Annotated in this window: 21 protein-coding genes; 15 read left to right on the forward strand and 6 right to left on the reverse strand. The window is 60.6% G+C overall.

Annotated elements, in window-relative coordinates:
• Positions 1–3: 3 nt before the first annotated feature.
• From AOG28_RS15450 to AOG28_RS15460, 3 genes are all read left to right on the forward strand, one after another.
• Positions 4–195 carry a DUF7210 family protein gene (locus AOG28_RS15450; protein WP_054557059.1) on the forward strand — a complete coding sequence of 64 codons (192 nt, stop codon included), beginning with the start codon at positions 4–6 and terminating at the stop codon, positions 193–195.
• Between the two features lie 71 nt (positions 196–266).
• Positions 267–4,070: a hypothetical protein gene (locus AOG28_RS15455; RefSeq protein WP_054557060.1), complete on the forward strand. Its 3,804-nt coding sequence runs from the start codon at positions 267–269 to the stop codon at positions 4,068–4,070.
• 33 nt (positions 4,071–4,103) lie between these two features.
• Positions 4,104–4,502, forward strand: coding sequence for a hypothetical protein (locus AOG28_RS15460; protein WP_054557061.1), 399 nt, complete (start codon positions 4,104–4,106; stop codon positions 4,500–4,502).
• A 4-nt stretch (positions 4,503–4,506) separates the two neighbouring features.
• Here AOG28_RS15460 and AOG28_RS17875 read toward each other — a convergent pair whose 3' ends face one another.
• The gene (locus AOG28_RS17875; protein ID WP_082388878.1) at positions 4,507–4,797 is read right to left on the reverse strand and encodes a hypothetical protein; all 291 of its coding nucleotides are present in this window, start codon (positions 4,795–4,797) and stop codon (positions 4,507–4,509) included.
• Between the two features lie 217 nt (positions 4,798–5,014).
• Between AOG28_RS17875 and AOG28_RS15465 the strand changes: the two genes are divergently transcribed.
• The 5 genes from AOG28_RS15465 to AOG28_RS15485 all read left to right on the forward strand — a co-directional run bounded on the left by AOG28_RS15465 (position 5,015) and on the right by AOG28_RS15485 (position 13,384).
• The gene (locus tag AOG28_RS15465) at positions 5,015–8,392 is read left to right on the forward strand and encodes a hypothetical protein (RefSeq protein WP_054557062.1); all 3,378 of its coding nucleotides are present in this window, start codon (positions 5,015–5,017) and stop codon (positions 8,390–8,392) included.
• An 86-nt stretch (positions 8,393–8,478) separates the two neighbouring features.
• Positions 8,479–9,654 carry a hypothetical protein gene (locus AOG28_RS15470; RefSeq protein WP_054557063.1) on the forward strand — a complete coding sequence of 392 codons (1,176 nt, stop codon included), beginning with the start codon at positions 8,479–8,481 and terminating at the stop codon, positions 9,652–9,654.
• Positions 9,654–10,892, forward strand: a complete 1,239-nt coding sequence (locus AOG28_RS15475; protein WP_054557064.1) for a carboxypeptidase-like regulatory domain-containing protein — start codon at positions 9,654–9,656, stop codon at positions 10,890–10,892. The genes AOG28_RS15470 and AOG28_RS15475 overlap by 1 nt, the downstream gene beginning before the upstream one ends.
• The gene (locus AOG28_RS15480; RefSeq protein ID WP_054557065.1) at positions 10,889–11,290 is read left to right on the forward strand and encodes a hypothetical protein; all 402 of its coding nucleotides are present in this window, start codon (positions 10,889–10,891) and stop codon (positions 11,288–11,290) included. The genes AOG28_RS15475 and AOG28_RS15480 overlap by 4 nt, the downstream gene beginning before the upstream one ends.
• A 9-nt stretch (positions 11,291–11,299) precedes the next feature.
• Positions 11,300–13,384 (forward strand): hypothetical protein, encoded by a 2,085-nt coding sequence (locus AOG28_RS15485; RefSeq protein WP_152965449.1) that lies wholly within the window; start codon positions 11,300–11,302, stop codon positions 13,382–13,384.
• A gap of 15 nt (positions 13,385–13,399) precedes the next feature.
• Here AOG28_RS15485 and AOG28_RS18310 read toward each other — a convergent pair whose 3' ends face one another.
• The 4 genes from AOG28_RS18310 to AOG28_RS15495 form a co-directional block, all read right to left on the reverse strand.
• A complete protein-coding gene (locus tag AOG28_RS18310) occupies positions 13,400–13,984 on the reverse strand; it encodes an ArsR family transcriptional regulator (protein ID WP_152965450.1) in 585 nt (194 codons plus the stop codon).
• Positions 13,985–14,080: 96 nt separating this feature from the next.
• Positions 14,081–14,683, reverse strand: coding sequence for a hypothetical protein (locus AOG28_RS18315; RefSeq protein ID WP_152965451.1), 603 nt, complete (start codon positions 14,681–14,683; stop codon positions 14,081–14,083).
• A gap of 857 nt (positions 14,684–15,540) precedes the next feature.
• Entirely contained in the window at positions 15,541–16,080 is a 540-nt protein-coding gene (locus AOG28_RS15490; RefSeq protein ID WP_054557067.1) for a glycosyltransferase, read from the reverse strand.
• 3 nt (positions 16,081–16,083) lie between these two features.
• A complete protein-coding gene (locus tag AOG28_RS15495) occupies positions 16,084–16,710 on the reverse strand; it encodes a glycosyltransferase (protein WP_054557068.1) in 627 nt (208 codons plus the stop codon).
• 215 nt (positions 16,711–16,925) lie between these two features.
• On the opposite strand from AOG28_RS15495, the gene AOG28_RS15500 reads away from it, so the two are divergent.
• The gene (locus AOG28_RS15500) at positions 16,926–17,867 is read left to right on the forward strand and encodes a methyltransferase domain-containing protein (protein ID WP_054557069.1); all 942 of its coding nucleotides are present in this window, start codon (positions 16,926–16,928) and stop codon (positions 17,865–17,867) included.
• An 81-nt stretch (positions 17,868–17,948) separates the two neighbouring features.
• On the forward strand, positions 17,949–19,004 hold the full coding sequence (locus AOG28_RS15505) for a methyltransferase (RefSeq protein WP_054557070.1): 1,056 nt from the start codon (positions 17,949–17,951) through the stop codon (positions 19,002–19,004).
• A 60-nt stretch (positions 19,005–19,064) separates the two neighbouring features.
• Here AOG28_RS15505 and AOG28_RS15510 read toward each other — a convergent pair whose 3' ends face one another.
• Positions 19,065–19,604, reverse strand: coding sequence for a GreA/GreB family elongation factor (locus tag AOG28_RS15510; protein ID WP_082388880.1), 540 nt, complete (start codon positions 19,602–19,604; stop codon positions 19,065–19,067).
• A 196-nt stretch (positions 19,605–19,800) separates the two neighbouring features.
• Between AOG28_RS15510 and AOG28_RS15515 the strand changes: the two genes are divergently transcribed.
• From AOG28_RS15515 to cysD, 5 genes are all read left to right on the forward strand, one after another.
• Positions 19,801–20,484 (forward strand): tetratricopeptide repeat protein, encoded by a 684-nt coding sequence (locus tag AOG28_RS15515; protein WP_152965452.1) that lies wholly within the window; start codon positions 19,801–19,803, stop codon positions 20,482–20,484.
• Between the two features lie 357 nt (positions 20,485–20,841).
• Complete coding sequence (locus AOG28_RS15520; protein WP_054557072.1) at positions 20,842–21,480, forward strand: NUDIX domain-containing protein; 639 nt, start codon at positions 20,842–20,844, stop codon at positions 21,478–21,480.
• 310 nt (positions 21,481–21,790) lie between these two features.
• On the forward strand, positions 21,791–22,237 hold the full coding sequence (locus AOG28_RS15525; protein ID WP_043337025.1) for a DUF1249 domain-containing protein: 447 nt from the start codon (positions 21,791–21,793) through the stop codon (positions 22,235–22,237).
• Between the two features lie 120 nt (positions 22,238–22,357).
• Positions 22,358–23,104, forward strand: coding sequence for a metallophosphoesterase (locus AOG28_RS15530; RefSeq protein ID WP_054557073.1), 747 nt, complete (start codon positions 22,358–22,360; stop codon positions 23,102–23,104).
• A gap of 311 nt (positions 23,105–23,415) precedes the next feature.
• Positions 23,416–24,327, forward strand: coding sequence for a sulfate adenylyltransferase subunit CysD (gene cysD, locus AOG28_RS15535; protein ID WP_054557074.1), 912 nt, complete (start codon positions 23,416–23,418; stop codon positions 24,325–24,327).
• Positions 24,328–24,375 lie beyond the last annotated feature (48 nt).

The following is a 24,375-nucleotide window of genomic DNA, read 5'->3' on the forward strand; positions in this document are numbered from 1 at the left end:
GTCATGACCGACAAGACTGCTACGGGCAAGACTGGCACTGAGGCCAAGCCCGGCACTGAGGCAAAGCCCACCGACTCGGTGAGCGTCAAGCTCAGGAAGGCGCACCGCCACGGCGGTAAGGAGTATGCCGCCGGCGACTCCCTCACCCTCGAGGTGCGCCAGCTGGATCGACTGAAGAAGGCGGGCAAGGTCTGAGCCTGCCTGCTGTGAGTTGCACCACCTAGCCCGCCATCTGGCGGGCTTTTTCATGTCCGGAGCACGACACGATGGCCAATCAGAGTGACATTCAGCTGCGCATTCAGGCCGCGGTCGATGGGCTGCAAGACATCGGCAAGCTGATGAGCGAGCTGGACAATCTCGGGCAGGATAGCAGCGAGGCCTCAGCCGAGGTCGAGCGCCTCTCTGAAGAAATGTCGGCCATCGGCCAGCAACAGAAGCTGGTCACCCAGATCAACAAGGTCGCGGCGGTCGTGGATGACGCCGGGACTGCCATGCGCGAAGCCGTGGACAAGGCTGACGGCTTGCAGGCCGCGTATGAGAATTCCGCCAATGGTGCGGACTCGCTGCGGCTGGCGACACAGCGGGCTGCTCAAGAGGCGGACGACGCCAAGGCGGCGCATGTCGCCCAGACTCAGACGCTGACCCAGCTGCAAACCAGCTACAAGGGCGCCCAGACCGCCACCACTGCCGCCCGTCAGGCATGGCGTGATGCCGCACAGCGCGTGCGTGACCTCAAGTCCGAGATCGGCCGGAGCGCCAACGCCACCGACGAGCAGCGCCAGGCATTGTCGCGGGCCAGTGGTGCCGTGGAGCAGGCGAAGGATGCCTACGATGCCCAGGCACAAAGCCTCAGCAGTCTGCGTGATGAGCTGCAGCAGCAGCGTGAAGCGACGGATGAGGCCAAGGAGGAATGGCAGAGCGCCAGCGCCAGTGCGGCCCAGCTGACTGCCGAGCTCAAGCCGGTCGAGCGCGAACTGAAGCAGCAGGAAAAGGCCCTCAACAAAGCCCGCGCGGCAGCCGACAAGGCGACCGCCGGTCATGAGGCTCAGGCCCAGAAGCTCACGCGCCTGCAGCAGGATGCCCACGCCGCGGGTGTGGACATCGACAACCTGTCCGATGAAGAACAGCGCCTGGCCCGCCAATCCCGTGCGCTGGAAGACGACGTGACCTCGCTGGCATCCGGCTTGCGTGAGACCGCCGCGGCCGCCCGCGAATCCGGTGAGGCAGCCGAGCGCAGCGAAAGCCGCTTCAAGAAAGCGGGTGCCTCACTCAAACAGTGGGCTGCCGGTGCTGCCGCCGCCACGGTGGCAGGGGCAGGGCTGGCCGTCGGCTGGGCCACGCGCTACACCGCTCAGCAGGCCGAGATGGCCCAGCAGCTGGATATCACGTCGCGCTCGCTGGGTATCTCCACTCAGGCGCTGCAGGGCTATCAGTACGCCTTTCAGCGTGCCGGTATCGATGCCGACAAGACCGGCAATATCTTCAAGGACACTGCCGACAAGATCGGTGACGCCTACCAGAACGGCGGCGGTGAGGCGCAGGACGCCCTCGATGCTCTGGGCATCAAGGCCGAGGAGCTGATCGAGCTGGCGCCAGACGAGATGATGTTGCGCCTGGCCGATGCCATGAAGGATCTGCCCCAGGCAGCTCAGGTCAACCTGCTGGAATCGCTGGCAGACGATGCCACACGCCTGCAGCCACTGCTTGCCAATAATGCCGCTGAACTCCGAGCGCTGATGGAAGAGGCCAGCGAGGTGGGGCTGATCATGTCCCCCGAGCAGATCGCCAATCTGCAAGCGACCGATGCCGCCATCACCCGCCTGCAAGGCCGGCTACAAGGGTTGAGCAATCGCCTGATGGGCGAGCTGTCACCGGCGGTCAATCAGGTGTCCGCTGACTTCGAGAAGGCTCTGGCGGAAAACCCCGGGCTGCTGGACGACCTCGCCACGGCCATCGGGGGTGTGATTCGCACCGGCGGTGAGTGGGCGCGGAGCTTCATAGAGCATCGCGATCAGATTGGCGGTGCCATGCAGTCGATTATTGATACCGGGCAATTCCTCGGCAACTCCCTCACTGCGGTCTTCCGTGGTGTGCAATCTGTTGTCGCAGGGCTGGTCGCTGCGGTCGCAGCAGCTTCCACCTGGGTGCTGGAGTTGACGGCTACCTCTGTCAGGGCGCTGGAGATGGTGGGGCTGGCATCCGAGGCACAGGTGGCGCAGGCCAAGGCGCGGGCCGTGGCTGCCCGTGCCACCTTGAATGACTTGAACGCGGATGCAGTGCGTTATGCCCAGCAAGCTGCTGCCGCTGCCAAGGATGCCTTCAACGCCTTTGACAACAGCGATTCAGCCGCGCAGAAAGCCGCCAAGTCTGCTGCCAAGCAGGCCGCTGCCTCTGAGGCTGCGGCCATTGCCGCCAAGAAGCAGGCCGAGGAGGAAGAGAAGGCCGCCAAGCAGGCAGCGGATGCGGCCGCCAAACGCCAGAAGGCATTGGAAAACGCCGCCACTTCTCTCGGCACCTCGCTGGGCGAGCTGTCCAGTGGTATTGCAGACAGCGAGCAGGAAGCCCTTGATGCCTTTGCCGCGCTGGCGGCCAGTGGTGAATTGAGTGCGGCGCAGCTGGCGACGGCCTTCGAGAAGGCGCAGGACAAGATCAAGTCTGACAAGGGGATCGCCGCCCTCAAGGATCAGGTCGATGGGCTGGTGGATGACGGCGTGACCGGTGCGAATGCTCTCGCGACCAAGTGGAAGTCTGCTGGTGCCCGCCTGGCCAAGGACATGGGCACCACCCTGGAGGAGATTCGCACCGGTATCACCGAGGCGGAACGCTCGGCCATTGATGCCTTCACCAAGATCGCCTCTACCGGCGAGCTGTCCGCCATGGAGCTGAGCCGAGCCTATGTCGGTGCCAAGGAGCAGATCAGCTCTGACGAGGGCATCAAGGCTTTCGGCGCGGTTCTCGATGGGCTGGTCAAGGAAGGCGTGACCGGGGCTCGCACGCTCAAGGCGCAGTGGATCGAGGCGCAGGAAGCCACGGCCAAGGCAGCCCGGGACACGGTAGACAAGGCGCAGCAGGCCTCTGCCGACACGGCCAAGACGGTGGAGGCCTCTGTCACGCGCAGTGCCCAGACCATTGCCCAGCTGATGAGCAATGCCCTGCACGAGACAGAAGAGCAGATGCGTTCACTCAGTGACGCCGCCTATCAGGCCTTCGCGACTGACTGGGGCATCGATACCCAGGCCGAGGGTATCAAGGGCATGCAGGACCGCATTGCCGACCTGGACCATGAAATCGGTGATCTTCGCGACAACCTCGCCACCCGTCTCGACTCCACCGGCTTCACAGCCTGGATGACGGACCTCGCCACCACGTCACGTCAGACCGAGATCGCCTTCCTCGAGCAGAAGATCGCCGTGGAATCGCTGACCGATCAGATCGAGGCAGGGCGGGCGCCAGCCAGCGCACTCTCACAGGACATGGACGATCTCTCAAGCCGCTTCGACCTGCTCGATGAGTCAGATCTTTCCGGCCTCGAAAGCTCGATTCAGTCGGTGCGCAGCCAGGTCGAGTCGCTGTCAGACAGCGTGAGTGACACCTTGGCCAGTCTGCGCTCGGAGCTCGCCAGCCTGCAGGGCGATAGCGCCCAGGTCGAGGCGCTGCGGTATCAGCAGCAACAGACCGAGCTTCAGGAGGCGCTCAACGCCGCCCGGGCATTGGGCGATGCTCAGACCATCAGCGCGGCGCAGGAGTCGCTGCGGCTCGCGGAACGCGCCCATGATCTGCGCCTTGAGGATATCCGCGCCCAGTCTGAGCAGGAGAAGCAGCAGGCTTTGGCAGATGAGGCTGAGCGTCAACGAAACGTGCAGGAGGCTGAGGCCACCCAGCGCGAGAACAACCGTGACGCCCAGAACCGTACCAGCCAGCTCACCCAGTCGGTGCAGGCTCAACGCCGCGTGGCGGTGGATCTCAACATCGCCGGCCAGCAGGTCACGCTGAACGGGGTGGATGAGAGCGAGGCCGATGCCTTCCTTGACAGATTGACCCAAGCCTCACGCACGACGGCCCGCCGCTGATGGCGGGCGTTTCATTTCTATTGAGAGAACGCCATGGCGATCACCCTTGAGGGCATTGTGCTGCCCGATGACATCCAGTGGACCGATGAGCTGGTGTCCCACAGCGTCGGCCAAGTGCAGACGCCCACGCTGACGGGGGCACTCATCATCGAGGAGTCTGCGCAGGCGGCAGGGCGCCCCATTACCCTTGCCAGCGGCAACGGGGCCTGGGTAACCCGCGCCACCGCGTTGGCTCTCACTGAGCTGGCGGCCACACCGCGGGCTGACGGTACGCCCATGACGCTCACCTGGGGCGATGGGCAAACCTTCGATTGCGTGTTCGATCGTGCCAGTGGTGAGGCGGTCACGGCCACCGAGGTCTATCGCCTCGCCGCTGGCGGCCAAGGGCCGGATCACCCCTACACCATCACGCTGCGCCTGATTACGGCTTGATCTATCACTTCGCAGATATCACGGGTGTGATCAATTCTTCTAAATCTTTGCGCATATCGATTTCTGAAAGGCTAGGTGAATGTAGTAAGTCTTCAATTTCATGAATGCTGTCTGCTCCCGTTAACCCTAGTTTATTCATCAATGACTCTATGAAGTGAAGAACTTCATAGCCTTCATCTTTATCAATTCTCGCTCTATCAAGCTCGCCAGCGTATTCACCATCCCCGCTATCCCTACTCCAAGTGTATGAGTATTTATCAATTTGTAGCTCGGATCTTCTGATTTTGCCTGTCATATTTAGCTCTCATGTGATTTTGGATTGAACATTAAACGTGCGAGATAACTATCGAAATGTAAGGGCAGTAAGTCAAAGAAACATTTACATGCTACGACGAATTAATATTTAACATCTGGTCAACGAATAATGGTTATCGGCTGGACAAATACCCAGAAGCATGAAAGTGATCAAGCTATACCGCAGAAAGGCGTAGCAACTTATAGGAGCCAGCCCAATGGCCGACGAAACAATCCATAGCGGCGACATCCGCATCCTGCAGTCTGAGCGCATGACCGATAACGCCGATGGCGGTGGCCGGCTGACTGGCCGCCCCGTGACCGATGGCGCGAGCAATAACATCTTTGATGACATCTCTGATCTTGATCGTGCAGCGGGGCGCACCTCGCTGCGCAAGGTCGGGGCCGGTGTGCTGACCGACAACACCGCCCAATATTTCGGCGCGCACGCGATCATTGACCAGGTGCCGGCTGATCCTAATGTCAGCGTCGTGATGTTCGATACCGGCTCGCCGTCTGATGAGCGTGCCGAATCCCGCGATTATGTCGAGAGCTATGTGACCGCCGGCGCGACCTCGCGCATGACGCTGCTGGGCGATCAGCTGGCCGGCCAGCGCAGCATCATCACGTTTCAGATGCCAGAGGCCACGCTGCCCGATCTGGGCGATGTGCTGGCGCTGATGACCGAGCAGGGCGATGCCGCCGGCGAGGTCCAATATGTGCGCATCTCAGAGATCGACCACGAGATCAGAACGTTTGAGTATGAGAACGGCAGCAACGTGCAGACGTTCGAGCGCCGCGTGCTGACGCTGGGGCTATCCACCGCGCTGCGCCAGCGCGTCTATGGCGTGCAGCCCAAGCCTGGCACCCTCGACCCTGACACCGTGATCCGCGAGGGGCAGAGCACCGATGCCGCCCGTTACTATGGCGTCAGCACCCTGACCCAGCCGGCCACCTTCGGGGCCAATAGCGTCACCGTGGCCAGCACCTATGCGCCGCTTGTGCCGGCCACCACCACCGAGCAGGCGGTGACCGATGTGCAGGTGGGCGGCACGGCCACCATCAGCGTCAGCAGCGGTGGCTCGACCTTCGAGGTGGCGCAGATCGCCAGCACCACCCAGATCGCTATCGAGCTGAATAACCGTGGCTTCACCTATGTCAGTCGCCTGGACCCACTGCCGGCACCTGGTAGCGTGGTGATCGCATATCGCTCGCTGGGCAAGTGGTATGAATTGCGCGATTCAGACGCCAATGGCGATCTGAGCGGCAGCGGTGCGGGGCGCGTGGACTACGCCACCGGATCTGTCAGCGTGACGCTGGGCGGCCTGCCGGATGTCGGCAGTTCGGTGCTGTTCAGCTGGGGCACGCCGGCCCACTATGAGGACCGCGCCGGCCAGGCCACCATCGACAAACCCTGGATGACGTTCGTGCTCGATCACGCCGGCGTGATGCCTGGCAGCGTTACCGTGCGCTGGATCTCTGGCGGCAGCGAGAAGACGGCCACCGATGATGGCCTGGGGAGCCTCAGCGGCGCAGCCACCGGCCGCGTGGTCTATGGCTATGCCGACGGCAGTGGCGCGCCCCAGCCTGGCGAGGCTTATGTCGAGTTCAATGGCGACGCCTTCCCAGATGCCAGCACCCAGGTCGAGATCGAATATGACTACGGGGCACCGAAAACCGAGCAATTCCTGCCGTCTGCCAACGGGGCCGGCCTGGTCAGCCTCAGCATCAGCGATGCGCCGGTGCGTCCTGGTAGCGTGGCCATCACCTGGTCGGTGGTGCGCACCTGGTCGAGCAGCGAGAGTGAGTCGCGCAGCAGCCCGCGCACCGGCACCTGGGAGACTGTCGAGCAGAATGGCGGCGAGGCCGATGTCACCTACACCATCACCGATGATGGCCGTGGCGGCTTCAATGGTGGATGGGAGGGCAGCATCGACTATGCCACTGGCGCGGTGACCTTCGAGGTCGAGAAGGTCCGCGAGGTCAGCGAGTGGGATGATGGCGACGCCACGCACCGCGAGTGGGGCAGCAAAGAAAAGCGCGACGTTTTCGAGAATGGTTCGAGCGTCTGGCTGACCAGCCAGCTGGACAGCGCCGCCCCGACCACCCACACCATCACCCAGGATCTCGCCCCGCTCGATGTCGAGCTGATGCCCCTGCTGCAAGATAGCGTCGTGCCTGGCACGCTGTCTTTCATCTTCCGAGGCGATACGTTCATCGACCGCCAGGGCAGTCTCTATCGCAGTGTGACCAGCAACGGGGCCGGCGTTCTCGCGGGCACCATCGACTATGGCACCGGCGATGCCCGCATCACTGACTGGCCGAGCGGCACCAGCGCCACCATCACCGTCAAAACGCTGGTTTCCACCTTCGGCACCTGGACGCTCGATGAGGCGTTTTTCCGCACGCCAGGCTCGCCGCTGCAGGTGGGTGGTCTGCTGATCCAGGCCACGACGCTCGACGGCCGCTCGATCACCGGCCAGGCGGCACTCTCTGGCGAGATCGAGGGTGACGAGATGGCAGGCTCTGCCAGCTTCGAGACGGGGGTGGTGCGCGTGACCTTCGGCCAGCTGGTCAGCAATGACAGCCTGAGCGCTGCCGAGCGCGCCGAATCCTGGTACGACGCCACGGCCGTGGATGACGCCGGCATGATCTGGCGGCCCACCCAGGTGATCCCGAGCACCGCCCGTTTCAATGCCGTCATTCTGACCACGCTGCCGCTCGAGGCTGAGCTAATCGGCATCGACCCCGTGCGCCTGCCCAGCGATGGCCGCGTGCCCATCTATCGCGCCGGCGGCGTGGTGGTGGTGCATCACACCGGCCGCGCCCCGTTCCCGCTGGGGATCGGTGGCGGCACCACGCTGGATGTTGGCCGCTCGCGGCTGGCCAGTCTGGTGGTGGAGGACGCCACCGGTGAGGAGGTGCCCGCCACCCAGTACAGTGCAGACCTCGATGCCGGCACCGTGCAGCTCGCCGCGCCTGACACGGCCACCCACCCCGAACCCTGGTACGCGCTGCACCGTGTCGAGGATATGCTGCTGGTGGGTGACGTGGATCTATCGGGGGCGCTGACGCTCAAGGGCAATCTGAGCCATGACTACCCCGCCGGCGATACGCTGGTCAGCGCCGCGATGGTGGCCGGTGATCTGCAAGCGCGCGTGGCTGATTTCTTCGATCTCTCGAGCTGGGATCGAGACTGGAGCAAAGACGACAACGATGGCGCAGATGGCACCCTGGCCGAGTACAACGTGACCACCTACCCGCCAATCATCACCAACCGTGGGGCCATCACTGAGGATTGGGCGCTGATCTTCACCAGCTCAAGCACGTTCCGCATCATCGGCCGCACCGTGGGCGAGATCGGCGTGGGCAGCATCAATGAGGACACGTCGCCTACCAACCCGAATCAGGGCGTACCCTATTGGACGCTCAAGGCGGGCGGCTTCGGGGCCGGCTGGGTGAATGGCAACGTGATTCGCTTCTCGACCATCGGCGCGAGCTTCCCGATGTGGCTGGCGCGCGTGATCCTGCAGGGGCCGGCCAGCGGCCAGCAAGATTCTTTCCGGCTGCAGATCCGCGGCAACGCCAACGCCTGACCGCATGCGGCTGGCGCAACCCTCTACCCCTATCCCTCAACCGCCCAGCCACTCGCTGGGCGGCCTTGTTTCTGGAGACGTTCAAGATGGCCGATTATCCGGTGAAGTGGTTCAGCAATGACATGGGTGGCGCGCCGGTGCTGGGGGATACCTCAGCCGGTGATTTCATCGCGCTGCTCAAGGCGTGCTTAATCACCGGCTTCAATGTGACGCCGGTGGCAAGCGCCACCTATGAGGCCGAGAGCGGCGAGGTGCTAGTCACGCTGACCACTGGGCATGGCTTCAAAGCCTGGCAGGTGATCGAGGTCAGTGGCGCGGACCAGGAGAGCTACAACGGCCAGCACCGCGTGACGAGTATCGGTAGCGATTGGGTTCGCTATGTGCCCGACGCCGCGCCCAGCGTGTCACCAGCCACCGGCACCACTGTCGAGATCAAGGCGGCACCGGTAGGCGGGTGGCAGGTGGTGGCAGAGGATGTCGATAATCATCGCATTGCATTGACGCGCACAGACCCTACCGCCACTGCCATGACCTTTATTATCGAGAACAACGGCAATGAGGGGGATTATTCGTCAGGGGATGAGATGGTGGCGCGCGTTCGGGTCTGTGATGTCTTTACTGATCTTGATACATATGAACAGGCGTTAGAAGAGTTCTGGCCAGCTAGCCACCGAGAATCAGTAGGGCCGATGTGGATGCTGATAGCTGACCCCTTTCTGGTGTTCTGGACCCCTCGCTATGGAGCAGAGGATAAAAGCGGGACTGTTCTTATGGGGGATATTGATAGCGTTCGCCCTGCCGATGCCTATCACTGCGTACTCACCGGAATTAAAAGCGGTAGCCTGGCGGAGTGGGATAGAACTTCAGAGCAATACTATCCTGAGATAGCTGATTTTGAGGGTGAGTCAGATCATCAGGGTATCGCGCGATCACATTATCAATTGCCTGGATCTGCCCGATGGAGACTGGCGGGATTGTCTACTGGGTTTGGCCAGCTTCTCGACTACCCCAATCCGCAAACCAACGGGTTTTATGTCTCCACTGGGCGGCTAATGGTGGTGGAGGACAGCGGCCTGAGAGGATTTATGCCTGGCTTGCTTCAACCTCTACAGACATCATCCGCTTACGCGAAGTCGATCATAGATAACCTGCCCAGCTTTGAGGGGGTGCCCGTTTTATTTTGGCTGTCAGCATCCTCAAAGCTCACAAGTCAGTCAGAAGTCCTCCTCGCGTGGCGTCTTGATACGTGGAGGGACGCGTAATGAGCGTAGAAACGATTGTATTCACGGAAGACCACCCCTCGCTGCAGGGGGAGTGGGTATATGATAGCGATTCTGGCGGTTTGCGTAGCAATGCTATAACGCATGGCCAAAATACCACGCTTATCATCGACCCTTTCAAAGGAGAGGCTGCTGGCTCTAGTGCCGTGAAGGTGACTCTGCAAGCCCGCGTTAGCTCCGAGCCAAATTACGATAAGCTAAGGGTGACCGTTAAAGGTGCTTCGGAGATTTATTATGGCGAAGTGGATTGGTTTGATATTTCTGAGGTGCTGGCATCAGGCGAAGTTATTACGCTTGAATACTTCAAGGATACAAGCGGGGACAAGGGAGAAGATGCGGCCTTTATTCGACGGCTAGAATTCGCATACGGCACAGAAGTTGCCAACGCTGTTACCTCTGATAATCTTGAGGGTGACTGGAATTACGACCCAAACAACGTAGCATTTAAAAGCAAGGATATAGGAGATAACGAATCATCTATTGCGCTATTGGACATAGCTAGCTTTGGCATAGATGATGTGGTTCTGGCCATTCTTGAGGTCAGGGCCAGCATGGAGAAGAACGCCGATAAATTGCTTATAAGTCATAATGGCTCCGACCGAGTAGTTACGGGGGATAGCGGGTGGGTGAAAGTGCCAGTCAATATTCCTGATGATGGGATAATTAGACTGAGCTTTATAAAAGACTCCTCCGTTTCTACCTATGAAGATGCAGCCTATATTAAAACAGTTTATGTCGTGGATGGCGGGGCAGAAGTTGTTCCGGTGGGTTTGTTTTCACTAAATCTCGGGGTGTCCGATCTCGGGTATTATCCTTTCACTTCTTCAAGAATCCCAAATCCATCAGCAATAAAAGCTGACGGCCGCAGCTTGATGGCGTCAACTGTTGATCTTGTGACTGGCATTGGTGTTATAGATCAGATCGACGGCAGTGGTGCCAATGGCACGCCGACTGGCGGCGTCTCAGATCCGGCGCGCATGGGCGTCATTGCCGGCACCGTGCTGGACATCCAGGCCCAACCCGTCAGCCGGCGGGTGCGGGTGCATGAGCGCGCCACTGGCCGCATCGTGCGCGAGACGTGGAGCGATGCCGATGGCAAATACCGGTTTACGGACCTCGACCCGCGCCGCGCGTTCTACGTGATGGCCTTCGATCACACCCTGCAGCAAAACGCTGTCGTGTCAGACAATGTGCATTCTGAGGTGGAGGACAGCCCGTGATCAGCTTCTCGACAAGCGTAAAGGATGCGCGCCTGGCGGCCATCGCCGGTGCGATAGATGCCGGCGATTCGCCGGCGTCATTCGTTGTGTACTCCGGCACCCGCCCATCGCCTGGGGCTGCCGTCACCGATCAGGTGGCGTTGGCCACGCTGGAGGTGCCCCAGCCATTCGCCGCCGATCTCTCTGGTGGCGTCCTGACGGGGGCAGCCTTCGAGGAGGTGATGGCCGATGCCGATGGCGAGGCCACCTGGTCGCGCCTGGTCGATGGCGAGGGTGCATGGGTGATGGATCTGGATGTCGGCATCGAGGGATCAGGCGCTGACGTGACCATCAGCTCGACGACGATTTATCGAGGGATACTGACGCGGATCAGCCGCATGGTATTCGCTGAGGGCTAGGGGGGCACCGTGAGAGAGATCAGGCTGCAGTTTGTCCAGGGGCTTGCACCCTGGAATGCGCGAGCGCTCGAGCTGCGCCTGGGGGGCGATCCTGGTTTGCTGCTGCTGTTCGCCGGTGACTATACGCCGCCGGCGGGTGGCAATGTCGTGCTGGGCTTTGGCGGTGCCACTGAGGCGGTGGAGCTGCCCCGCGAGCTGGTGCTCGATGCTCAGCTGACGCCGCCATCCCTCGATGCTCGACTCGCCCAGGGTAGCGCCATCGAGATCGCGGCCAGCCTGGTGATGCCAGTGGCCACCGTGCGTGCGCAGCTCGAGCTGATCCAGTCGCTCAGTCTGGAGGCGAGCGCGCCGCCGGTGACGGCAGAGATCCGCGTCGAGCATGGTGTCAGCCTTTCGCTGGTGGCCACGCTGGGTGCGCCGGCGGTGGTCGATGTCGCGCTGACCCGCGAGATCAATGTCTTTCGTGGTCCTGCCGATAATGCCGCCTCGCGCTTCGAGAACGCGGTGCCGCTCGAGGCCCAGGGCAGCACCCGCTGGGAGCAGCCTGCTCGCCCCTATGGCACCACCGCGTCAGCTTTCGAGCAGGGCGCAACGCTTGCGGCCAGTCAGGGTGGCCAGTGGTCGGCACGCCCCCGCACCGATGCCATCAGTGGCTCGCGGTGGGAGCAGGCCGAGCACATCCTGGGCACCCTCAGTGGCAGCGCATGGCTGAGCTTGCCCCGCGCGGGCAGATCCTCGCGGCCGGTATGGGAGCAGGGGCAGGGCATCGCCGCTGCTCGCTCGAGTGGCTACCAGCACCCGCCCCGCAATGATGCCCGTCGGCGCTCGCGCTATGAGGAGGCCCGCACCCTCGAGCCGGTGACGATGGATGTGCCCTATCAGCAGGGGCGCACCACCGGCGATGACTGGCGCGTGCCTTGGGAGCAGGCCCGCCGGCCACCGCCTGGCATCGACTTGCCGCCAGATCCGCCTGAGCCGCCGGTGCTCGAGCCGGTGGAGGGCAGCACCACCCTGCAATTCTGCCACGCCATGCCAAGCGCCCCGTGGGTGCTGCAGTTCGGTCTGACGTGTGAGATACCCACCCCGACCATTCCCGTCAAAAGGCTCTATATCGTGCAAAACTCCGCGCGCCTGGTGCGCCTCTCCGATGGCCTGGAGCTGCCGGCCACCCAGATGACGCTCAGCATCGACGCTGACAGCTGGGCATGGTCATTCTCTGCCGGCCTGGCAGGGCGTGACGCTCAAGCGCTGGTGACCGGCACCGATGGCCAGCCGGTGGAGGTGATGGCCGAGATCAATGGCGAGCAGTGGCGGTGCCTGGTGGATGGCTGGCGACGCTCTGAGAGCTGGCAGAGCCATAGCGTGACTATCAGCGGCCGCTCGCTCGCGGCGTACCTGGGCGCGCCCTACGCCACCGCGCGCAGCTACACCGAGGACAGCCAGGCCACCGCCTCGCAGCTTGCCCGTGCTGAGCTGCCAGAGGGCTGGTCACTGGATTGGCGCATGACTGACTGGGTGGTGCCCGCCGGTGCGTGGAGTTATGACAGCCTCGCGCCCATCGACGCCATCTCGCGGATCGCCCAGGCGGCCGGCGGCTATGTGCAGGCCCATCAGCAGGATCAGACCATCATCGTCGCGTCACGCTTCGAGGCAGCGCCCTGGCGCTGGGCTGAGAGCGAGGTCGATCTGGCGGTGCCCCGCGACATCATCACCCAGCTGGGCAGCGATCAGCAGCCAGGTGATGCCCGCAATGCCGTGTGGCTGCATGGCGATACCGGCGGCATCCAGGCCCAGATCATCCGGCAGGGCACCGCCGGCGATCAGCTGGCACCCACCGTGGTCGATGCGCTGATCACCGATCAGGCACCGGCGCAGTCGCGCGGGATCGCTGAGCTGGCCGCTACCCTACGCCAGAGCACCGAGAGCCTGCAGATGCCCCTGGCGGCCTCTCTGGGCGGCCTGCTGCTGCCTGGCATGATGATCGAGTGCGATGGCTGGCGTGGCGTCTCGCGTGGCGTGAGCGTCAGCGCAAGCCTGCAGGGGCGCGCCCTGAGCGTGCGCCAGTCTATCGAGCTGCAGAGGTTTTATATTTAGCCTTTTCAATGAACTTTATTTGTTTATCCCCCACAATAATACATCTATTTCTGATTCTGGATCTTTGCCTTTTAGGATTAATCCTTTTTGTTCCAATCTCTCTAGGGCTGCATTTATCTTAGGCGTGGTTAAGTACAATATGTGTTTTAGTCCTCTTGCTGTAAAGAACTCTCCTTTATGTTCCATTAAATATCCGTAGACTTTTAGCTCATCAAGCTCAGGTGGAGAGGTCTCAATAGATTGCAGTATTGTTGACTTAAGATCATCCCAGTTGAATTTTTCTTTTTGACCTGATGTGTCTTCATCTTGTTCGGTTTTAAATTCATCTATTGTATCGCTCACAGTTCTTTTTATTTTTTGAGCATCCAAGTAGTGCTCCTGATTGATATAGTCACTTGGAGCATACAGGCTTTCATTTTTAAAGAATAAGGCGATAAAAAATAATGATACTAGCAGTGTGGGGAAGAACATAACAAAGTATATGAATAAGCTCTGTATTTCTGGCGGCAATTTTATTAATGCATATAAAGCGAATCCTTCTGCAGCGGCAGAAAAAATTGAGATCATTGTCAGAGGGTTATCAACCCTAATTTTATCCATTGTAAACTCTCCAGTTGTAAAAAACTTACACTCTCAAGCAAACTCATTTAGCTTAATGGTTGTGTGAGCCAAGACCAATAAGGAATAATGAGTGTTTTAAATGATAGTCTTGTTGTATTTTTCTGCAAACTTGTCGAATAACTCCTTCTCAATAAGCTCAAATTCAGCTGAAGATCGAGGGAACGGGTATTCAAAGCGCTTATTTTCAAGGTATGAATCACAAAATATTGCGATATATACACTCGATTTAAACATTTCTTTATTTGCTTTAATTGATTCATATTTACGGCTTGTACCTGAGATGTGTGCTTCTTTAAACAATGAGGCTTGTTCTTCATATTGTTCAGAATAAAGGATGATAGAGTTTATGAGTGAAATTTCATGTGTGGCTAGCTCAGCGGTTATTTGTAAATCAGTATTAGATACAAGTCCAGTGCTAATGAATCTTTTGTATGTTAGCCCTGGCTGCTTCGATGTTTTATTATTTTCTATCGATGAGTCTATAGCAACCAATGCATCTTCCTTTATTTGCAAAATGCTTTCGCTGATAAATTCCCTTTTTCTTTTGGCGGATTTATTGTTAGCTTTGTTTGTTAGCCAATAGGCTGATGCACTACCAAGCATGGCACCAATTAAGCCATTGTTAAGTAAGTTCGGTAATAATTCCATCCACTGCTTTGCTATCTCTATCTTTTCCATATTTTATTTCACATGATAATTTTTAATGTTTGGATGCAGTTTCTTAGTTGATCCTTGTGTAGTGCGAAGGAAGGTTGACAAAGGCTTCCTTGTTAGAGTGTATTTGGTCTTGAGAATAAGGTACAGACTGAAAATATGACAAACTACTACAAGCGGTTCGTTGACCTAATGCCTATTACCCCGCGGCAAGTGGGGAGTGTTGTCAGTAGTGGCGGCTTGCGTACTCGCGTGGATCTTGTAGGTGGCGGGACTCGTACCTATCAAGGCTCTGCCAGGGTAGGCAGCATGGTTTATTTAGAGGGGGATCTGATCGTTGGCGAGGCACCGAGCTTACCGGTGGTGGTGATCGAGGTTTGACCATCGCTACGTCCTGAGCTCGGCACGTTGATCTATGTATGGTGGCGTACAGTTGGAGGAAACACAGCGTTACTTGTCGTGTATGGTGATGTGTATGGTGGAAGTGATAATCCTCTATTAGCCCAGTAATTGCGGGGATATACGACTCCTGCAGGGGGCGCCAGCAATCCCACCTTCTGGATGACGTCGTCTGTTCAGCCTTCTGTGTCATCGCCTTATCGTCTTCTCAGTACCGTTCGTTGTGTGCTCAGCCCTTGCTCTGTGAGCAGCGTCTGTCCTGATTTCAGGCCCGGAGTAAGAACTGCCGCACTTAATTACCCTATCCGATACTCGATCAACAATGCCCTGACTCTTGGTCTGGACATCGCACCGTCGTGTCTGTCGATCGCTTTGTCACTCAACCGGATTGTCAGCCAATCGTCCTGCCAGTTCAGCGTCGCGGGAAGGCGCAAGGACAAGCCCTGCAGGGAAGTCTCTCGATAAATGCAGGGCTTTGGGTGTCAGCGAGAATCTGAGGTCACGGCATCAGTGGGCAGGGACAGAAACTCCTGCATGATGCGGGTATCGCGGAAGCGTTCGGTCAGCTCCGGATCCGAGTCGAGTGCCGGCGGGTTGGCGAGGCCTTCACGAATCTTGGCTGCCAGCGCCTCGATGGAGTCTTCGGAGATCAGGCGCGCTTGATCATGGATCAAGACATTGCGAATGCCGCCGGGGACATCCGGTGCCACGCACGGCGTGCCGCAGCACATGCTCTCCACCAGCACGATGCCGAAGGCCTCACTGCGTGAACTGAGCACGAACAGGCGGGCGTGCTTCATCCACGGGTAGGGATTCAGGCGGCTACCGATCAGGTGGACCCTGTCGCCGACGCCCAGCTCGCGGATCAGTGCTTCGGTGGCTTCCCGCTTGGGGCCATCGCCGACGATGACGAGGTCTTCCTCGATGCCTGAGGCGAGGTATGCCTTGATCAGCACATCCTGACGCTTGACGTCCGAGAGACGACACACCTGCACCACGTAGGGGCGAGAGGGCAGTTCCACCTCTTACTCTGCCATGGCGGCGATGGCATCCAGATCACAGACATTGCCGATGGTCGCGAGTCTCGCCGCCTTGATCCCGTGATGGTCCAGCAGGCTTTCCAGTTGCTGGCGCACATTGTCGGTGTTGCACACGACCTGTTTGCCGCTATACAGGCGGCTCAACAGGAAACGTTGCCGCCAGCCCTCTTTCAGGTCGCCGGGCCATGACACCGCCACCTGCCACAGGCGAGGGTCCCGCCACGACCAGAAGGTCTCGAAGGCGCCCTGGCCGCGCGTGATGACCCGATCGATCGGGCCGTGTTCCTTCTCCAGACGCGCGATGAAACGGCGCAGATAGTGACCGCCGTAATAGCCCCGCCAGACATATCCTGAGCCCTTGATCCACGGGGCCAGCAGCAGGCGGGTGAACAGGTCGTAGAACAGGCCGATGCCCGTCTTGCGAAATGCCTTGTCGAAGTCGACCTGATGAAGGTGCACGCCGGCATCCGGGACGAGTTCCAGTTCGCCCTTCAGTACCAGTACACGGACCTCATGGCCTTCGCGGTGCAAGACATTGGCGAGATTGACGGTATTGCGTTGGATACCGCCGATGTTGAGCTTTCGGACGATCAGCAGGACGCGTTGGCTCATGACCTCCCCCTCCTTCGCTATATGCCGTTCTCTGGTCTCCACGATGCTGGCTTCACTCTACGCCGATCCATTTGGCGGAGGAAATGCGTGGCAGCGGGCCGTCAGCGGCATCAGTGGGCGGTTCATCCGCACCGAGAAGTGCCTTTGGCGAGTGAGTGAGGCATTATCTGCACCATCGCTTCGTCAGTTCTTTCTCCTTCGCCAAGATATTCTCCATGCCTGAGCCGAAAACCTCGTCCCGCGCTGGCGCTTCCCGCGTTCGCCGTGCCACCGCTGATCGTCATTTCGACGGTCTGGCCGACAAGTTCGAACGTGGTTTCTACACCACGGAGCGCGGTCGTGTTCGTCTTGCGCTGACCCAGCGTCTGATGGATGAGCGTTTCTCGCACCTGCCGCCTTCCCCGGTATTGGAAATCGGTGCGGGTCTCGGGCAGACCGCTCACTGGTGGCTCACGCGTGGGCACCATCTCACGCTGGTCGAGCCCTCTGGCGAGATGCGTGAGCGCGCGAAACGCTTCCTGAGCACTGCCGCGCCGCAAGGCCAGGAGCTGTCCGCTGGTACGACTGCTGATCCATTCCAGGCGGCTCAGGCGGCGTCAGATCCGCAAGTGCCAGGTCAAACCGACGCGCTGTCGAATGATGAGCCGTTCGCTGGGCGACTGGTCTGGGAGGGGCGTGATCTGCAGGGCTTCGCCGCCGAGATTGATCAGCAGTGGCCGGTGGTGGTGTGCCACGCCGTGCTGGAGTGGCTGGTCGATCCCCGGGAGGGGTTTGCATTGCTCGCGAAGTTGCTGGCGCCCGGCGGCGTCATGTCGCTGAGTGTCTTCAATCGCGATGCGCTGGCGTTTTCCAATGTCAGCAAGGGCAATTTCGACAAGGTACTGGAAGGGCGCCTGGCAGGCTGGGGTACCGGCAAGCGCTTGACGCCCATCTCGCCGCTGCACGATGGCGAGATACGCCAGTGGGCCGCGGAGGCGGGGCTTGAGGTGCGTGAGCTGACCGGGCTGCGCGTCTTCCACGACTATCTGCGCTCACGCGACCCGCTGAGCGAGGCTGACATGCAGAAATTGCTGGCGCTCGAGTGTCAGCACTGGCGCACGCCCCCCTTCGTCTATCTGGGCCGCTATCTGCACTATGAGCTGGTGCGCCCGGCCTGAGGCGGCACCTGCACAACCGTATTGTTTCGATATCCGGCGCTCTCGCCGTTGTCCGTATCTTCCTACCCTGTTGGAGTCTTCATGTCTGCTCAAACCCCCGCCTGTCAGCTGCTCGAGCGTCAGGACAGTGATTTCCGTGATTGGCTGTGGGTCGCTGCGCCGCGTGATGACTGGTGGCTGTCACCGGACCGTCAGCGGCGTGTCTGGGGGCATGATACCGGCATCGTGAATGCCGCGCGGAAAGCCGGGCACCGGGTCAGTCATGCGGTGTCCTTCGCCGATGCGCGAGCTGACGACACCATCGCGCAAGCCGCGGGCGCCATCGTGTTCTGGCCCAAGGCGCACGCGCTGGGCGAGTGGTGGCTGGTGGCGCTGTGCCAGGTGTTGCCGGCCGGTACGCCAATCAAGGTAGTCGGCGAGGTCAACGGTGGCATCAAGCGCGCTGAGCGCATCCTCAAGGCGCTGGGGATGACGGCACGCAAGGACGATACCGCGCGCCGTTGCCAGCTGTGGTCATCCGCCACGCGTGAGTTGACGGCCGAACAGGCCACCAGCAGTGAATCGCCACTGGCAGTGGCTGGACAATGGACAGAAGGTTGGGGCGAGTTCGATGCGCTGGAGATGCGACTGACCAGCCATCCGGGGCTCTATGGCAATGCCAAGCTGGACCCGGGGACCGCGCTGCTGCTGGAGAACCTGCCGACCCGTGGCTACAAGCGCGCGCTGGATATCGGGGCGGGTGACGGCATCATCAGCTGCTGGCTGGCGCGCCACGGGGCGCGCGTAATGGCAGGCGATGTCAGTGCCTTCGCGGTGGAGGCGACCCGTCGCAGCCTGGCGCTCAACGGGCTTGAGGCGGACGTACGCCTGAGTGATGTGTTCGCGGCGTTCGAGGGGGAGCGGTTCGAGGCCATCGTGGCCAATCCGCCGTTCCATCATGAGCGCGATATCGATTACGGGCCGGCGGCGCGCCTGATCAGCCAGGCACCGGATCACCTGATGCCCGGCGGCACCCTGACGCTGGTCGCCAACGCCTTCCTGCCGTATCCCGATCTGCTGCAGGCGGCCTTCGGCGAGTTTGAAGTGCTCGCGGAAACGCGCCAGTTCAAGGTCTATCGTGCACGCAAGGCGCGCTGATTCCCTGCGACCTGAGCCTCTGCGGCCTGATTCCCCGCGGCCTGATGCCCAGCTCGCCGCTTACGCCTCCGGCGACTGATAGCGGATGGCCGTGATGATGTAGGTCGTCTTGCCACCCGGCGCGGCCACGCTCACTTCATCATCCAGCCCCTTGCCCAGCAATGCCTGGGCAAGGGGCGCATCGACGCTGATCCAGCGGCGCGGATTGTCGGTCTCATCAGGGCCGACGATGCGAATCTCCATCTCCTCTCCCTGCTCGTCCTCCAGCGTCACGAAGGCCGCGAAATAGACGCGCTCCAGATCCGCGGGCAGGCGATCGACCACCGTCAGCTCATCCAGGCGTTTCTCCAGATAGGCGATCTTGGCGATGGTCTGATTGAGCGCCTTCTTGTTATAGGTGTAATCCGCATTCTCGCTGCGATCCCCCATGGCGGCGGCCTCGCCCGTCTTGCGCGAAAGTTCCGGGCGCCTCACGCGCCTCAGGTGGTCGGCCAGCCCCTTCATCTTCGCGTGGCCCTGCGGGGTAATCACGTTGCTCTTCTTTTCCTGGCGCGGGTCCGTCTTGGGGTCGCGCCAGCGTGTCATGTTGCGACCTTGCATGGTCTGCTCCGCTGGTTCTGTGGGTAAGGCTCAAGGCGTCGTGTGCGATGTTCGCTAGCGTTGAGACCTGCGACCAAGGGTGATTGGCGGCCGATTCAAACGTTCGTTACAGTCAGTGTGTGCTCGCCGGAGCACTTGCGCGTCACCCATGCCGAATCTGCCAACAATAACGAAAATCAGGGAGCTGTCCATGCCCATGCTGCCATCTTCACACCCGTCTTGCCGTGTCATATCCCGTTGCTGTCGCGTATTGCTCTCCGGGGGCATGGCGCTGGGCATCACGCTGGCCGGCATGACCGGAGTCCATGCTGCCCCGGGCGATGATGACGTCTTCCCGCTCTCCAAGCGCTGGGCGCAGATCAATTATCAGGTCTCCGGTGATGCTCAGGAAAAGGGCATGGAGGCCCTGGGCAAGGAGGTACGCGCGCTGGCGGATCAGTATCCGGACAATGCCCATGTGCTGACATGGGAAGGCATCATTCTGGCCTCATGGGCCAAGGCGCGCGGTGGCCTTGGAGCACTGGATCTGGCCAAGGAAGCCAAGGCCACGCTCGAGAAGGCAATCACGCTCGACCCCAAGGGCGACAACGCCTCAGCCTATGTGACGCTTGGCGCGCTCTATGACAAGGCGCCCGGCTGGCCGGTGGGCTTCGGGGATGATGAGAAGGCGGGAGAAGTGCTGCGCAAGGGGCTTGAGGTCAACCCGACGGGCATGGATACCAATTATTATTACGCCGATTATCTGGCCTCAGAAGGCCGTGATGAGGAAGCGTTCAAGCATGCGCGCCTCGCTCAGGACGGGCCGCCGCGCCCCAACCGTGAGCTGGCCGATCAGGAATTGCAGAAAGAGATCGCCGCACTGATCAAGCGCCTGCAGTGAGTCTCTGGCATCCGTATCGCTTGCATGGCTGTCAGAAGCGGAGGCTGGCTGGAGCGACCATCAGTGGGCCCAGCAAGTGAACGGCAGCGCTGGCGTCAGGCGCTGTTCTAACAGCCTTGAATGAATTCCCGATTCCCTGAATGACTGAGTCCTTGAGCCCCACGGCCCGAGCGGAAATTCCGCTCGGGCCGTGTCGTTTATCGCTCTGTGGATGAGAAGTCGTCCAGGTGTCTTCAGGCGGCGCCTTGAATGGCGCTGATGACTGACTCGGTACGGCGCGGCGAGCAAGTTTGCAGGTGACGGGCTGGCCAGTCTCGTGGCAGGACAGGATAATGCCTGCTCAGCCAAGGAGGATGCATGAGCGAGCAACAAGAGCACGTCGCAGGGCAACAGGCCTTCGCACATGATGATGTCGAACTGGTCGAGGCCAGGGTGTTGCAGGACGGCTTCTTTCGCCTCGAGCAGCGCGAATTCCGCCACCAGCGTTTCAACGGTGGCTGGAGCGATGTGATCCATCGCGAGGTGCATGTCCGTCACGATGCGGTAGGCGTATTGCCCTACGACCCGGTCAACGACCGCGTGGTCTTCGTCGAGCAGATTCGTGCCGGCATGCTGGAAGATGCACGCACGCCTTGGAGTCTGGAGCCGATTGCAGGGCTGGTGGACAAGGACGAACAGGCCCAGGAGGTCGCGCGCCGTGAGGCGGTCGAGGAGGCGGGGTGTGAGCTGACCGACCTGATCGAACTCTACCGCTACTACCCGAGCCCCGGCGCCTGTACCGAGGAGGTCACGCTGTTCATCGGTCTGTGTGACAGCAGTGGGCTGGGCGGCGTGCATGGTCTGGCCGAGGAGAATGAAGATATCCGCGTGCATGTGCTCGATTTCCAGGCGGCCCTCACGCTGCTGGAACAAGGGCGGTTGGGCAATGCGATGGCCATCATGGCCATGCAATGGCTGCTGCGTGAACGTGCCTCGTTGCGCGTCATGCATGCCTGAGGCAGTGAAGGCGAAGCTTGGCAATCCCCCGTGTCTCACGCAGGCTTCCTCAACCTGCGCGCCAGAGCTGCTATTCTAGAGGCTTGCTGAAAACCGGCAGCCAGCAACGATCACTGTCTGCGTCAGTGTCCGTATCAGTCTCGGTTTTCATCTCAGCTTCAGTCCCGAGAGCTGGACTCGATAGCCGACAGCCTGAGCGCTGGCGCAGCGCTTGATTTATCGCACGTTGCCCGCATCTTGCCACGCACGATAGCGGGCGTGCTTTGACAGACAACATGCCAATGTTCTGAGATTCGCAAGGAGATCGCCCATGCAGGTCAAGAAAGCCTATGTGGCTGACCTAAAAGCACTCCATGCCGAGTGCGGGTCCAATTATCTGCGCCTCACGCGTATCCTCGGCAAGGCCGAGGCCGGTGACAGCTTCGCCTTCCCGCTGGCGGGCAATCAGGGCCACTTCGGCACGCTGCTGCTCGAGGTGGTCGAATGCGCGCCCTATACCACCATGGTCACGGTCGCCCAGACCGGCGTGCTGGACCACATCATCGATTCGCCGCGCATGAGCGTGCACCTGTACCACGATGTGCGCATGGCGGAGGTCACCGACTTTCAGCGCCAACGTCACTTCTCAGGGCGCAATCGTTATCCGAATCCGCGCATGCACCAGCCGGACGAAAAGCTTCAGCTCAATCGCTTTCTCGGCGAATGGCTGACCCATGCCCGCGCCTTCGGGCAGGCGGATGTGCCGGAGTTGCCGTGACGTTTGGGGCTGGCATGGCGCACAGGCGCTGACACCCGATGGATTTCCCGTCTTGATTGACAGAACCGCGATGGCCCGGCCGTCGCGGTTCTGTTCATTTCCCTGCTGCTCGAGAGACCGATGCGACTGATTCAGATAAGTGATTGCCATCTGCGCGCCGACCCTGATGCGCGTTCACGGCTGGGCTTCCCCTGGCGTCAGCTGGAGGCGGTGATGGCGCATGCCTCGCGCCTGCGCCCCGATATCCTGCTGGTGACCGGTGATGTCAGCCAGGATGAGAGCCCTGCCTCCTATCGCATGGCGGCAGAGTTGTTCGATGGCCTGGGCTGCCCCTGGTTCTGGTTCGCGGGCAACCACGATCACCCTGAATTCATGCAGGAGCTGCGTCCCTTCCATCACGAGCTGGATCTGGGCGACTGGCGACTGTTGTGTCTGGATTCGCGCGTCACCGGGCAGGCCGGGGGAGAGCTTGGCGAGGAGCAATTGAGCGAGCTTGCGCAGTCACTGGCGCTTTCCGTCGAGCTGGACTCGCGCCCGATCCTGCTGGCCATGCATCATCATCCGCTGCCGATCGGCTCGGACTGGATGGATGCGCTGGGCCTTGCCGACCGCGATGCGCTGTGGGAAACGTTGCGTCCGTACCCGCAGGTGCGGGCCGTACTGTGTGGGCATATCCATCAGGCCTTCACGCAACTCATGCCGTGTGGGCAGGGCAGTGTGGCCGTCTATGGCGTTCCCTCCACCTCCGATCAGTTCGCTCCGCTGAGCCATGATTTCGCCGTGGATGAGGCGGCGCGCCCCGGCCTGCGCGTGGTGGATCTCGATGGCGAGCATCTCGAGACCTGGGTGGAGCGGGTCACGCTCTAGCCAGGCTCGCAAGGAAGGGCGGGCAAGCTCGCCCCCATGCGCTGCCACAGCGTCAGCGTGAGTGCCCTGGGCGTCAGCATGAATGCCCTCGGTGTTGATGAGTGTGGCGCAAGACCCACAGGTATCAGGTATGCCTTTTTGGTCTTAAAAGATAGTTTCTGATTCTTTGACGTTATCAAGGCGGGGCGAGTACCGTGTAACCATTCGGCGTGCTCCCTCGGGGCATCCATCTGTCGCTGACAGAGCGCGCCACTGACTTCACGGGCCGCCTCTCGGGGCGTGTCCCAACGCTCACGAGGTTGCCGCACGCGATGCTTACCCCCGAACGTCAGACCCATCTCAAGCAGCTTGAGGCCGAATCCATTCACATCATCCGTGAAGTGGCAGCGGAATTTGCCAATCCGGTCATGCTGTATTCCATCGGCAAGGATTCCGCCGTCATGCTGCACCTGGCGCGCAAGGCCTTTGCGCCGGGCGTGCCGCCGTTCCCGCTGATGCACGTCAACACCACCTGGAAATTCCAGGAAATGATCAAGTTCCGCGACGAGATGGCCGCGGAAGTCGGCATGGAGTTGATCGAGCACATCAACCAGGAAGGCGTCGAGGCGGGCATCAACCCGTTCGATCACGGCAGTGCCAAGTACACCGACATCATGAAGACCGCCGGTCTCAAGCAGGCACTCGACAAGCACGGCTTCGATGCCGCCTTCGGTGGCGCACGTCGTGATGAGGAAGCCTCGCGGGCCAAGGAGCGCGTCTACTCCTTCCGTGATCAGTACCACCGTTGGGACCCCAAGAACCAGCGTCCGGAGCTGTGGAACATCTACAACTCCAAGATCAACAAGGGTGAGTCCATCCGCGTCTTCCCGCTCTCCAACTGGACCGAGCTGGACATCTGGCAGTACATCTATCTCGAATCCATCAAGATCGTGCCGCTGTACTACTCCGCCGTGCGTCCGGTGGTGAAGCGTGACGGCCTCGACATCATGGTCGACGACGATCGTCTGCCGCTCAAGGAAGGCGAAGTGCCGGAGATGAAGTCCGTGCGTTTCCGCACCCTGGGCTGCTACCCGCTGACCGGCGCCGTGGAATCCACCGCCGCGACCCTGCCGGAAATCATCCAGGAAATGCTGCTGACGCGTACCAGCGAGCGCTCCGGGCGTGCCATCGATCACGACCAGGCAGGCTCGATGGAGAAGAAGAAGCGCGAAGGTTATTTCTAAGGTCGCCTCAGCACATTGCCTGCAGGCGCCGCCACGCGGCGCTTGATG

It is taken from the genome of Cobetia sp. UCD-24C, from assembly GCF_001306765.1.
GTDB classification, from domain to species: Bacteria; Pseudomonadota; Gammaproteobacteria; order Pseudomonadales; family Halomonadaceae; genus Cobetia; species Cobetia amphilecti.